This is a genomic window from Desulfobacca acetoxidans DSM 11109 (assembly GCF_000195295.1).
Lineage (GTDB): Bacteria > Desulfobacterota > Desulfobaccia > Desulfobaccales > Desulfobaccaceae > Desulfobacca > Desulfobacca acetoxidans.
This window is the reverse complement of the sequence record NC_015388.1, coordinates 997,039-1,008,819: the sequence shown is the minus strand read 5'-3', so window position 1 is coordinate 1,008,819 and position 11,781 is coordinate 997,039. Positions and strand designations below refer to the sequence as shown.

General features: G+C 52.8%; 11 protein-coding genes and 1 tRNA gene. 3 read left to right on the top strand and 9 right to left on the bottom strand.

Going from position 1 to position 11,781, the window contains the following annotated elements:
- The first annotated feature begins 4 nt into the window (after positions 1-4).
- The 3 genes from DESAC_RS04300 (at position 5) to DESAC_RS04290 (ending at position 3,220) form a co-directional block, all read left to right on the top strand.
- Positions 5-673 (top strand): response regulator, encoded by a 669-nt coding sequence (locus DESAC_RS04300; protein ID WP_013705854.1) that lies wholly within the window; start codon positions 5-7, stop codon positions 671-673.
- Positions 674-1,001: 328 nt separating this feature from the next.
- Positions 1,002-2,714 carry an IS1634 family transposase gene (locus DESAC_RS04295; RefSeq protein ID WP_013705853.1) on the top strand — a complete coding sequence of 571 codons (1,713 nt, stop codon included), beginning with the start codon at positions 1,002-1,004 and terminating at the stop codon, positions 2,712-2,714.
- A gap of 278 nt (positions 2,715-2,992) precedes the next feature.
- Entirely contained in the window at positions 2,993-3,220 is a 228-nt protein-coding gene (locus DESAC_RS04290) for a tyrosine-type recombinase/integrase (protein WP_041283798.1), read from the top strand.
- Between the two features lie 72 nt (positions 3,221-3,292).
- Here the strand turns inward: DESAC_RS04290 and DESAC_RS04285 are convergent.
- The 9 genes from DESAC_RS04285 to miaB all read right to left on the bottom strand — a co-directional run bounded on the left by DESAC_RS04285 (position 3,293) and on the right by miaB (position 11,371).
- Positions 3,293-3,369: transfer RNA gene (locus tag DESAC_RS04285), tRNA-Arg, on the bottom strand.
- Between the two features lie 202 nt (positions 3,370-3,571).
- The gene (locus DESAC_RS04280) at positions 3,572-4,303 is read right to left on the bottom strand and encodes a fumarate reductase iron-sulfur subunit (protein WP_013705852.1); all 732 of its coding nucleotides are present in this window, start codon (positions 4,301-4,303) and stop codon (positions 3,572-3,574) included.
- Between the two features lie 12 nt (positions 4,304-4,315).
- The gene (locus tag DESAC_RS04275; protein ID WP_013705851.1) at positions 4,316-6,136 is read right to left on the bottom strand and encodes a fumarate reductase flavoprotein subunit; all 1,821 of its coding nucleotides are present in this window, start codon (positions 6,134-6,136) and stop codon (positions 4,316-4,318) included.
- Entirely contained in the window at positions 6,133-6,780 is a 648-nt protein-coding gene (locus DESAC_RS04270) for a succinate dehydrogenase/fumarate reductase transmembrane subunit (RefSeq protein WP_013705850.1), read from the bottom strand. The genes DESAC_RS04275 and DESAC_RS04270 overlap by 4 nt, the downstream gene beginning before the upstream one ends.
- A 500-nt stretch (positions 6,781-7,280) precedes the next feature.
- Positions 7,281-8,063 carry a DUF169 domain-containing protein gene (locus DESAC_RS04265; protein ID WP_237671370.1) on the bottom strand — a complete coding sequence of 261 codons (783 nt, stop codon included), beginning with the start codon at positions 8,061-8,063 and terminating at the stop codon, positions 7,281-7,283.
- A gap of 96 nt (positions 8,064-8,159) precedes the next feature.
- Entirely contained in the window at positions 8,160-8,546 is a 387-nt protein-coding gene (locus tag DESAC_RS04260) for a RidA family protein (RefSeq protein WP_041283797.1), read from the bottom strand.
- 279 nt (positions 8,547-8,825) lie between these two features.
- Positions 8,826-9,488, bottom strand: a complete 663-nt coding sequence (locus DESAC_RS04255; RefSeq protein WP_013705847.1) for a histidinol phosphate phosphatase domain-containing protein — start codon at positions 9,486-9,488, stop codon at positions 8,826-8,828.
- A 7-nt stretch (positions 9,489-9,495) separates the two neighbouring features.
- Positions 9,496-9,993 carry a bifunctional nuclease family protein gene (locus DESAC_RS04250; protein ID WP_013705846.1) on the bottom strand — a complete coding sequence of 166 codons (498 nt, stop codon included), beginning with the start codon at positions 9,991-9,993 and terminating at the stop codon, positions 9,496-9,498.
- Between the two features lie 55 nt (positions 9,994-10,048).
- Entirely contained in the window at positions 10,049-11,371 is a 1,323-nt protein-coding gene (miaB, locus tag DESAC_RS04245) for a tRNA (N6-isopentenyl adenosine(37)-C2)-methylthiotransferase MiaB (RefSeq protein ID WP_013705845.1), read from the bottom strand.
- Positions 11,372-11,781: the final 410 nt, after the last annotated feature.

Below are 11,781 nucleotides of genomic sequence, written 5' to 3'. Positions count from 1 at the left end.
TCTGATGAAGCCTTACACCTTAATTATTGCCGATGATCATGTCATGTTCCGGCAAGGCATTAGAAAAATTATTAATGCCAATCCGGCCTTAAAAATTATCGGCGAGGCCAGCAACGGCGTCGAATTGTTAGAGATGTTGAAGCAGACCGTCCCAGATTTAATCCTGCTCGATATCTCCATGCCCCAGATACAGGGTCTGGAGGCTGCCAAGGAAATTAAAAAACGGTATCCAAAGCTGAAAATCTTGATCCTCACCATGCACAAAAGTAATGAATATCTCAATTATGCTCTGAGCGTCGGCGCCGATGGCTACCTCTTAAAAGAAGACGCCGACACAGAGCTTTTTTCTGCCATCGATACCATCCGCCAACAAGGAACGTATATCTCTCCCCTGCTTTCACCCCAGCTAAAGGACTTGCTCCTCCGCAAATATCGGGAAGACCGCTCTCAATTTCCCGAAGATCCCCTGACTAAAAGGGAAAAAGAAATTCTCCGCCTCATTGCCGAAGGCAAATCGAGCAAAGAAATCGGCGCAGTGCTCTTTATCAGCTCCCGCACCGTTGAACACCATCGGGCTAACATGATGCGCAAGCTCGGATGTCGGAAGATAGCCGAATTAGTGCGCTATGCCATTCAGAAAGGCTACACCTCCGATCAAGTGCTGCTCTTGTAGTAGTCATCCGAGGTGGGGAGCTGCCAGACGGAGTCTGCCGCTCTTTTGCTACCGGCGTGCCAGATTCCCTCGATTGCCACGTTGCCTGCTAGAACTGGGCGGGAAGTGCGGTAGCCTGTTCTTGCCCGAAAGTAGACATTTTTATCTAGGTAAGAAATCTTACCTATAAAATTAGGTTTTTATGACAACTTTTTTAGCTTAATAAATAGTTTAAAATTTATTTGATGAATTAGTTTATTACGACCGATATTCAGGTTAGTGAAACGCAGCATTAGTCAGTGTGATACGCCTTTGCATGCCAACCTAATAACTACGCAAGGACAGCTCTATGGCCCATCTTCATAAGAAAGTCAAAAAAGACCTGACGTATTATTATATCCGGGAATCCCAACGCATCAAAGGCAGACCGACCATAGTCAATCAGGTCTGCTTAGGCACCGCCGATAATGTCCGGTCCCTCTTCGAGGTCAGAGAAGGCAATCTTCCCGAAGGCTTTTCACCCAAAGAATATGGTTCAGTTTTTCTCATCCACGCCTTAGATTTGAAGATAGATCTGGTTGGCATCATCGACGAAATCCTTCCGCCCGGCAAAAAGATTCGCGGTCCCTCGTTGGGCGAGATTATTTTCTATGCCGCCATGAACCGCGCCATTGCCCCTACAAGCAAAAGGAAGTTGGCAGCCTGGTTCGAGCAGACGGATATCCAACGGATCAGGCCGGTTCGCCTTATTTCCCTGAGCTCTCAAAACTTTTGGAACCATTGGGACCGCATCCGCACTGCGGAGTTGGAAAAGATCAAAAACCGTTTTTTTAAAAAGGTGATTGCCTCGGTGTCAGTGGAAGAAAATGCTCATCTGTTGATGGAAACCGGTCTGCTGTTCCCGTCGGCAGGCCAGAATGCCTTTATCGGTCGCAGCCCGGTAAGCTCCGTTCGGTTTAACAAAACGCCCAAGCATCAGGTAAAAATTGCCCTGTTGACTAATCGCCGGGGGATTCCTTTATATTATCAGACCATTGATGAAGGTGAACCGGTCATCAAACACTTCGGGCCGATGGTGGATAATCTGCTTGCCAAGGTTTCTTTCCTTGGCACCTCTTTTCAAGACCTTACCGTCCTCATCGGTGCCAACCTTAATGCCGCTCCTCTGTGTGAGAAGATTGCCGACAAGGACCACGTTCGCTTTATTGCTGTCGTATCGCCGGACGCCTACCCGGAACTGCTCAGCGTCTCTACCCGCGCCTATCAAGTTCTTCCCTGCAAACATAACCTTCGTCTCCGGTCCCTGGGCGAAGAACACCTCAGCATCCTTTATTTCGGTCCCAGCCGAGCGGAAAAAGAGCAGGCCTTCATACTTTTTGACCCGGCCTTGTATAGAAAAATGCGGCGGGAGTTGCGGGACAGGCTACAAAAGCTCCGACAGGACTTGATCATTTGGCAACGCGAACTTCGGTCGCAGCCCCTGGAGAGCTTCATACGGGAAATCAAAGGCCGCTTTGTCTCTCGCTGCAAAGATCTATCCCTGGACTTTGAGGTCATGAAATTGACCTTTGGCCGGGAAGATGGCAGATCTTTTGTCCAGTCGCAGCTTAACCGCCGCCAGTGTGCCGCTATGCTGCAAAAAATGGGCAAAATGGTTGTCCGCACCGACCGGCTCGATTGGCAGGCCCAAGAGGTCTGCGGTCTGGCCGTGGGTCGCGGTCTTTTGGGAGAGAGTTTCAACCGTCCGCAGACCCTCTTTCAATCTGCTCTGACCCCCCAATACCACTGGACTGAGTCCAAGATCCCTATTCATGTCTTTGTCTGCATGGCGGCCCTGACCTATCAGGGCATATTGGACAGCCGACTGGATAAGGCGGGTCTCCTGCTCAATGCCAAAGAAGCCATTGAAGAGATGCGCTCCCTCAGAACAGCCATCTTTCTGCTCTCTGAAGAAGCCAAGCCGGAGCGACTCTTTGAAAAACCCTCCGAACTCCATGTGCAGATTGCCAGAGCCCTCGGCTATGAAATAGGCGGAGGGGAAATCAAGCCTCTGGAAGGGTAAGTTCTTCTGACTCTTCCTGATACTACGTAGTACTTCAGCAGTCTGAGAATGGATCAAGGAATGGTGGGCGGTGCTCCCCCAACACTGCAACACCGGCAGGTCCATCCGAAGCTTCCAGAGTATCAGCCCTTTCGGGGGGCGCGGCAAAAGGCCAGCAGACCATGCAAAGCTTGCCCCTTCCCCTCGTCAAACCGGACGTACGGGTCTCCGTATCCGGCTTTCCGATGATCTTTCAAAAGAGTTGACGGCATTGATTTTACAGGAAGCGAATATTTGATATGGGGCTATCCTGCCACACCCAGGGGGAAACGGCCTGCAAGGCGGCAGGGATCGAAGATTTTACCTTTCACGACCTGCGTCATACGGCTATCAATAACTGGCGCCAGGAAGGCCATGACTACTTTCGGATTATGGCGGTAAGCGGCCACAAGACCATGAGCGTCTTCAAACGATACAACACCGTGGGGAGGGATGAACTCAGGCGACTCGTGGATGAGAAAATTTGACGCTTGGACACCTATATGGACACCAAGGCAAAAAAGAGGGGTTAACTAAATGAGCTAACCCCTTGATATTCTTGGCGCGCCCAGAGAGATTCGAACTCCCGACACACGGATTCGTAGTCCGTTGCTCTGTCCAGCTGAGCTATGGGCGCTCTTTGTTGTCTTAATACACCGTACAATCTTAAATTAAATATTCATTATACACTTCCAAAAAGATTTGGCCAACGAATTTTTCTTTTTCGGTGCCAAAACCTACAATTTTTGGTTTCCTTGAACGAAGGGAAGAGTGTCTTCCTCTTCCCTCGTTGGGCCGTGACTACTTCCTCACCGCTTATTATGAACTTTTATACTTAATTACCGCCTGGCAATCGCTGCTCCCATCATCTTACGGCGGACCAGGGCCAGTTGGGTTTGCAGGGGGATCTCCATCGGGCAGAGGACATCGCAGGCCATCAGACCGATGCAGCCGAACACACCCTCATCGGTACCGACTACTTCGAAGACCTGGGACGGGGTGCGCTTATCCCGCGGGTCGATGAGGAAGCGGGCAATACGGTTAATGCCCGCAGCTCCTAAAAAATCCTCCCGGATATTGGCCGTAGCACAGGCGGCAATACAACAGCCGCATTCTATACAGCGCTCGGCCTCGTAAATATCCAAGGCGGTGGGATTATCCATGCGCTCTTCCTGGGCCTTGGGATTAAACTTCTGGTCGGCGTGAATCCAGGATTCCGTACGCATACCCATATGACGGAACCAGACGCCGGTATCCACCGAGAGATCTCCCACCAACTTGAAGACCGGCAGGGGCATAAGCGTAATATTCTCCGGCAAGTCGATGGTAAGGGTCTTGCAGGCCAGGCGGGGTCTGCCGTTGATCAGCATGGCGCACGAACCGCAGATGGCGGCTCGGCAGACAAAGTCAAATATCAGGGATGGGTCCTGCTCCTCCCGTAATCGGTTGAGGGCTATAAAGACCGTCATGTTCGGCGTTTCATCCAATTGATAATCCTGCATCCGAGGCTTAATATCCGGCGTGGCGGGGTTATAGCGGAAGATGCTGAAGTTGAGGGTGCGATTCTCCATGAAGGACACCTCCTAATCGCCTAGTTGAGTCGCGCCGGAGGCTTCGCCATAGCCGCGATCCCCGGGAGGAAGTTCGATTATAGTGACGGGTTCGTAGTTCAATTCCGGCATCTGGGCGCCCGGCCGCCAGTAGGCCAGGGTTCGTTTCAGCCAGTTGGCGTCGTCCCGTTTGGGATAGTCTTCCCGATAATGTGAGCCCCGGCTTTCTGTCCGCTGCAAGGCACCATCGGCTATGCAAAGGGCCAACCGGAGCATACCCGGCAGACGCAAGGCGGCGCCAACTTCAGGGTTGGGACCCAGGCCGTTGGAACGCAACCGGAGCTGTTGGCAACGCCCATAGAGCTCTGATAGTTTTTCCACTGCCGCTTTCAGGTCTCCTTCGTTCCGGAAGATGCCCACCTTATTAGAGAGAGTTTCTTCCATCTGTTTGCGCAGATCGTAGACGTATTCCGATCCCTTGGACGCCAGGAGATCCTTCACCCGCTGTTCCTGCTGCTTGACAAAATCGCTCACTAGGGTCGGCGGGAAGTCCACTACGGCCTCTTTGACGTAATCGGCTACCCGATCGCCCACCACCATGCCCATCACCAGGGTCTCAGCCAAGGAGTTACCGCCCAAGCGGTTGAAACCGTGCATATCCCAACAGGCAGATTCCCCGGCGGCAAATAGACCCTTGAGACCATAGGCATCTCCATCGATGTTGGTACGCACGCCGCCCATTGAGTAATGCTGGGTGGGAACCACCGGAATCAGCGACTCGGCGCAGTCGATACCCAGGAAGTTGGAGCAGATGGTAGAAACCTCCCTAAGATTGGTGCACAGATGCTCCCGGCCTAGATGGCGGATGTCGAGCCACAGGTGCGGGCCGTAAGGGCTTTCCACCCCAAACCCCTGATTGATGTGATACATCATCCGGCGGCTGACCACGTCCCGGCTGGCCAGTTCTTTTTTCACCGGTTCATAGTCGGGCATGAATCGATGGAGATTTTTGTCCAGGAGAAAACCGCCGTCACCCCGGCAGCCTTCGGTGACCAGAATGTTGGTAGGAACGATGCCGGTGGGGTGAAACTGCACCGCCTCCATATTGCCCAGGGGTACCACGCCGGTAGCCAGGGCAATGGCCATGCCGGAACCCTCATTAATAACGGCGTTGGTAGAGGTACCGTAGATGCGGCCGTAGCCGCCGGTGGCAATAACGGTGGCCTTGGCCAGATAGGCCCGGAACTCACCGGTGCGCAGACAGCGGGCCACGGCGCCGTAACATTTTTCGCCATCATGGATCAGGACAACCGCCTCCAGGCGGTCATGCACGGTGACGCCCAATTTTAAGACCATGGAATCCATGGCATACTGCAAAACGTGGCCGGTACCGTCGGCCGCATAACAGGTCCGCCATTTGGCCGTACCGCCGAAGGCCCTTTGGGCGATGAGTCCTTCTTTCTCGGGCAGGTCCTCAATCTCCCGGCCATCGGGCAGTATCTTTTTACCGGCTTTGACCCGGGTCCAGGGGACCCCCCAGGCAGCCAACTGGCGGACGGCGATGGGGGCCAGATTGACAAAGCGGCGGGCCACATCTTGCTCGCAGCCCCAATCCGAGCCTTTGACGGTGTCTTCAAAATGCAGATCGGTATTATCACCGTAGCCCATAGCGACATTGGCCAAAGAGGCCTGCATACCGCCCTGGGCTGCAGTGCTGTGAGAACGGCGCGGCGGCACCAGACTCAAAATAGTGCATTCATGACCGTGGGAGGCTGCTTCCACCGCCACCCGTTCACCGGCGAGACCGGCGCCAATAACCAGAACCTCAGTAATGTGCGCGTCTTGCCACTTCATTGGGCGCCTCCCGCAGAAATAAAGAGTAGAAAGACAAACAAGGCGAAGACTCCTAAAGTGGAAAAGGCAATGGCGGTGTAGACCAGATATTTGAAAATCGGTCTACGCGGCCACCAGCCCCATTTGATAAAGATGCGATACACACCCAGAAAGGCATGAATTTCGGCAATGCCGATAAGGATCAGATAGAAAATAAAACCGCCGGACTGCACCCGGGCGGCACTGCGGGCGGCTTGGATGGGCCAGGTGGTAAGAACCCCGGCAATATGAATGGTGGCCAGAATGAGAACAGCAGCGCCGGTGACAATCTGCACCAGCCAATACCAGGTTTCGTCGTGTTGGACCAGTTTGGCATGACGCCAGACGATCTGCGCCTCCTGTATCCGCCAGGGTGCCTTGCGCATCGCCAGGATGCCATGGGCAATAATTGCGGCACATACCAAAACAATCGCCACATGGGAGATGTAATACTCGTCCATCTGGGCCGACTTGTGATCAAAGGCCGCAGCTCCGAAGAGAATGTTGGACACCGCCAGGATGTGCATCTGCACAAAAAGGGCCAGGAATAGACCGGTGATCAATTCCAGCAGCTCTATCCAGGCCTCCGAGCGGGGGTTCTTGGTAAGGGTTTTTTGGACTAACACGGTTTCTCCTTTACATATGCTTAGAGCGTGATACCCACCTCCCGACGCCCGCCGCCGTACCGACCGGGGGAAATTCGTCGGATGTTAACAAGAAAATTAAATTTCTGGTTTCCTGTTTTCAATTGTTTATCTATCCCCTCAGGATGGGCCTGCCGGTACCGCACCGTAGTGCCGTTGGGCGGAAAAGCCAAGCGTATGGCGCCTTCCGGAGTTCTCCGGCACCAACTTTAATGGTTGGCGGGCCACTTACAGGTCATGGAAATTACAAAAATCACAGGTATAAAAATTTAATGAAATGTGACAATAAGTCAAGACTTATTTGTGTTTTCGGAAGCTGGCAGGCATTACAGAACGTATAACAGGCGGAATGGCTGGCGTGAACCTTCGGAGTCGGACCTGGGGTTTTTAAGAGCTAGCCCTTGTCTGCTGCAAACCTCGAAATCAGGTTGGAAAGCCTCTGTTAAAAAGAGAACCTATCCGGCCGGGGGCTACGCCAGATCTTAGAAGATCCCTAATTCTTTACCTAATGTTTTATAATACTTGGGAAATTCCGGCTGAAAATTCTGATAGAAGGTTACCGGATAGCGGGCCCCGATTTTATCGCCGGCCTCATGCAGCCCTTGCAGCAAAATTTCAAGGTCCTTACCGGGCAGCGCAAAGACCATTTCGTCATCCTGGGTCATGGAAAAAATCCGATCCCCCATACCAGGAATCACCACCCGAGGTTTGCCGGTCTTAAAGGGAGCAATGAGGTAATCGGCGCACTCCACCTTGCCGCCGAACTGACCCGGCGTCCGTTCCCCGGCAATGTAACTATAAGCCTGGGCCAACCGCATCACTTGGGCCGGATTGCCATAGAGTACGACGGTGTCGGGAACGTTCGGGCTTTTTGCCAGCGGCGTTAACAGTAGGGCCTCGAACTCCCCGTTGGCCAGACGGTGCATACCACCGGTTTCACTCAGGGCCTTTTCCGGAGAGCTGATGAAATGAACATCGCAAAATAGCCGGGCCAACGTAGCACTCTGGTCCGGGACATCGGTAAAACCGAATAGAATCATAGCCGGAACGCAGATCAGGTCTTCTTGAGTCAAGCCGACGGTCCAACCGTAAACCCGAGCCATGGTAACTCCCTGGCAGATGGTCACCCGTTTACCCAACGCCACCGAGGGTTGTCTCGTCTTTTCGGGCAAAGCGGCTTTTTCACGGAGAAAATTCACGGCCACCGGCAGGGTCTTCAACCGCAGGTCATTTCTGATAAATTCCGCCGCTTGCAAGAAATTCATCGCCGCCATCTCCCCCTCCGGTTCTTGTTTTAATGGTATACCGTTAAGGCCCTGGTTTCAGATAAGAAGCTAGCTTTTTTACTTCTCTGCTGCGGGTCATTTTTTAACCGCAATGGCCTCGATTTCAATGGCAGCCCCTTTGGGCAGGGCGGCCACCTGAATAGTTGATCTGGCCGGAGGGTTTTCCGGAAAATACTCGGCATAGACCCGGTTCATTTCGGCAAAATCCCCCATATCGGTAAGAAATACTGTGGTCTTGACAATATCCTGCAAAGTCAGGCCAGCTTCTTCCAGGAGAGTTTTGATATTTTCCATTATTTGTATGGTCTGGACGACGATGTCGCCCTGCAGCAGTTCACCGGCCGGATTCAAAGCTAACTGCCCCGACAAGAAAAGGAAATGGCCGGCCTGGACTCCGGGGCTGTAGGGGCCCACCGCGGGAGGGAGTTTGGTGCTGCGAATGATTTTACGTTCTTTACTCATGGATACCGCCTTTCGGGAAGATTTCGGACTGACCGCCGGCTTATCGAGATCAGGCCCGGTTGCTTGACCGGGTGTGTTATTCTGCGAAAGAGTATAGTAATTGCTGTCAACAGCCGAGTGCGCGGGGTACACTATATTTACCCAGAACAGCATTTGGGGGGAGAAAATGAGAAACACTGCGAGTATGAGGAAGGCTGGCATCAAGTCCCCCGCTCTAATCTTCTCCACTCCGGCCCGAAGAATGGAGACTCTCTTGTAATCAGCCTTCCGGCTGAGCTGTTACATTTCTAGACAGTCCAGGGCCCGTAAAGCCAAGGCTTCGGAATTGGCCAGCATCTGGTGACATTCCTCCAGTGATAATCCCGCACCCTGGGCGATCTGGTAGGCCTTCTCCCGGGTGATATAGTTGCCTGGACTATGGGAATCGGTGTTGAGGACAAGTCTGGCCCCCACCTGCCGAGCTATGGCTGCCACATGCCCATTGGCCAGGGAATGTCCGGCGCGGGCGGAGAGCTCCAACATGATGCCGCGTCTGGCGGCTAGTTCGGCGTCTTCCCGACTGATGAGACCGGGATGGGCCAGGATATCGATGTCAGCCTCCAAACCCGCCCGGTTAGTCCCCGGCTCCACCGGTTCGACAATAGTTTCTCCATGTACTACCACCAGGACCGCTCCCATGGCTCGGACCTGATTCACTAACGAACCGATCTGGGAAGGCGGCACATGGGTGAATTCCACTCCGGGAATCAGCTTCGTCTGATTCACCCGGTTGAGTTCGATCGCCGCCCGCCGGAGACGCTCTATTACGAAATCGAAGTTGGAGGCGTCCACATGGTCGGTAATGCCCAGATACCGATAGCCGAGGACGGTAACCCGGCGCACTGCTTCGGCCGGCAACAATTCACCATCGCTATAAAGGGAATGAGTATGGAGATCAATCATTTTGCGGTCACATTTTATACTTGGTAAAATCCTCGGGATCCAGACTTTCCAGGATCTCCGTCCACTTTTTACCTTCTTCCGTGGTGATTTCTTCTTTGGCGCCCAAATCCACCCGCCGTGACTTCTGGATGACCAAGTCCTCTACGAAAATCGGCGCCTTGGCCCTCAGGGCCAGGGCGATGGCGTCACTCGGTCTGGCATCGATCCTGATTTCCTTGTCTTCGGTCTGCAGGTAAATGAGGGCAAAATACGTGTTGTCCCTGAGATCGCAGACTTCTATACGGGTTATTTGACTATCCATCAGGTCGATAATATTCTTGAGCAGATCGTGGGTCATCGGACGAGAAAACTTGATATTTTCCAGTTCGCTGGCAATAGCCGTGGCCTCCAGCAATCCGATCCAGATCGGCACGGCCTGATCGGAATTGATGTCCTTCAAGATCATGATGGGCGAATTGCTCATAGGATCGATCGTCAATCCGGCTACGGTCACTTCTCTTAACATGGCATCCTCCTGTGGAATTGCCGGGAGGCATAACGAAAAAGGATTAGGCACTCAATTATGGCTGACACCGGTGGCCTCCCAAGGAATGGAGGTTGGCTTTTTCAATCCGCACCCAAACCATCCGACCGATTAGGTCTTGGGGACCGTCAAAATTCACCACCTGATTGCTACGCAACCGCCCGCAAAGTTGTTGGTTCTGTTGTTTGCTCAATCCTTCCACCAATACTTCCTTAAACTGTCCCACTAGCCGCTGGTTGCTAGCCAGGGAAAGTTCTTCTTGCAAGATCCTGAGCCGAGCCAGACGTTCCGCCTTTACTGGCTCCGGAATCTGATCAACCAAGGCAGCCGCCGCAGTCTGCGGTCTGGGTGAATATTTGAAATAGAAAGCCGCATCAAAGGCGACCTCCCGCATCAGCGCCAGAGTATCAGCGAAGTCGGCCTCGGTTTCGCCCGGGAACCCAACGATCAGATCAGTAGTCAGGGAGATTCCGGGACAAATCTGCCGTAACCGGTTGACTTTATGTAGATATTCCTCCCTAGTGTAACCTCGGTGCATCCGCGCCAGAATATGGTTTGAACCCGCCTGTACCGGTAGATGAATGTGATCGCATAAAGGCGGCAATTCTGCAAAACAGCATATCAAATCATCGGACAAGTCCCGGGGATGAGAAGTGGTGAAACGCAGCCGGACTAGCCCCGGCAGTTTGGCCAGACGTCGGAGTAGTCCTGGAAAGCTTAGTCCGTCGGCCAAGCCCTTGCCGTAAGAGTTGACATTCTGCCCCAGCAGGGTAACTTCCTGACCGCCCTGGCGTAAGAAATCCTGCACCTCATTGATAACCTCGGCTGCCGGACGGCTGCGCTCCGGCCCTCTGACATACGGCACGACACAATACGTACAATAATTGTTGCACCCCTGCATGATGGTTACCAACTTCTTTGGGGCACCCGGCTTTACCTGGCCGGAAATATAGGGCAGATCCGCTGAAAACGACGTATCAACCACCGCCTTTCCGGACTCCAGGCGTTGGTGCAGGAGATGCGGCAGGCGATAGATACCCTGAGCGCCGAAAACCAGGTCTAAATGCGGCGCTCGCTGCAGCAGACGTTCGCCTTCCTGTTGAGCCACACAGCCACCGACCCCCAAAAGCATCTGGGGACGTCTGTTTTTTAACCCCTTTAACCGTCCCACCAGACTCAAGACCTTTTCTTCGGATTTGCGCCTGATAGAGCAGGTATTGATCAGGTACAGGTCGGCTTCCTCCGGCCTGTCGGTCAGATCATAATCCCGCCCCAGGATCAGGGCGATCTGCTCAGAATCATAGACGTTCATCTGGCAACCGTAGGTTTTGATATATAGGTTCTTTTTCGGTCTATTCATTGCCTTTATTAAATAAAATCTTGGGCCTCTTGTCAACGTCCCGAGCCTTGACTGCCGGGTAAAAAGCGAAAACCGGAGAACATCCCGCCTGTTGGCTGACGCCGCTTTCTTCTCTTTTTGTGAGTCCAATGCCGGTGGCACAGGCTTTCTAGCCTGTGTAAGGGTTATTTTCTGACTATCTTGGAACTTGGAACTCGAAACTTGAAACATTTTTCCAGATTGCGCAGTATTATCCATGTATTATCAATAAATTAGGTGTTATTGAAGAAACACCCTCAAGTAATATCGCATCTCTTGACAAATCCTGCGAATAATGTATTTAATTATATCTTTAGATTACAGGTTTGAGATGGACGTCCCGCAGTCCCCGGCTCTAAGATCTGGATATAACCTGTGAGCAGCCCAAGCGT

What these genes read in the sequence shown, in the direction of transcription:
- DESAC_RS04290 (WP_041283798.1), top strand. Translation starts at nt 2,993, where the DNA reads ATGGGGCTATCCTGCCACACCCAGGGGGAAACGGCCTGCAAGGCGGCA.
- DESAC_RS04255 (WP_013705847.1), bottom strand. Translation starts at nt 9,488, where the DNA reads ATGATTGATCTCCATACTCATTCCCTTTATAGCGATGGTGAATTGTTG.
- DESAC_RS04260 (WP_041283797.1), bottom strand. Translation starts at nt 8,546, where the DNA reads ATGAGTAAAGAACGTAAAATCATTCGCAGCACCAAACTCCCTCCCGCG.
- DESAC_RS04295 (WP_013705853.1), top strand. Translation starts at nt 1,002, where the DNA reads ATGGCCCATCTTCATAAGAAAGTCAAAAAAGACCTGACGTATTATTAT.
- miaB (WP_013705845.1), bottom strand. Translation starts at nt 11,371, where the DNA reads ATGAATAGACCGAAAAAGAACCTATATATCAAAACCTACGGTTGCCAG.
- DESAC_RS04280 (WP_013705852.1), bottom strand. Translation starts at nt 4,303, where the DNA reads ATGGAGAATCGCACCCTCAACTTCAGCATCTTCCGCTATAACCCCGCC.
- DESAC_RS04275 (WP_013705851.1), bottom strand. Translation starts at nt 6,136, where the DNA reads ATGAAGTGGCAAGACGCGCACATTACTGAGGTTCTGGTTATTGGCGCC.
- DESAC_RS04265 (WP_237671370.1), bottom strand. Translation starts at nt 8,063, where the DNA reads ATGAATTTCTTGCAAGCGGCGGAATTTATCAGAAATGACCTGCGGTTG.
- DESAC_RS04250 (WP_013705846.1), bottom strand. Translation starts at nt 9,993, where the DNA reads ATGTTAAGAGAAGTGACCGTAGCCGGATTGACGATCGATCCTATGAGC.
- DESAC_RS04300 (WP_013705854.1), top strand. Translation starts at nt 5, where the DNA reads ATGAAGCCTTACACCTTAATTATTGCCGATGATCATGTCATGTTCCGG.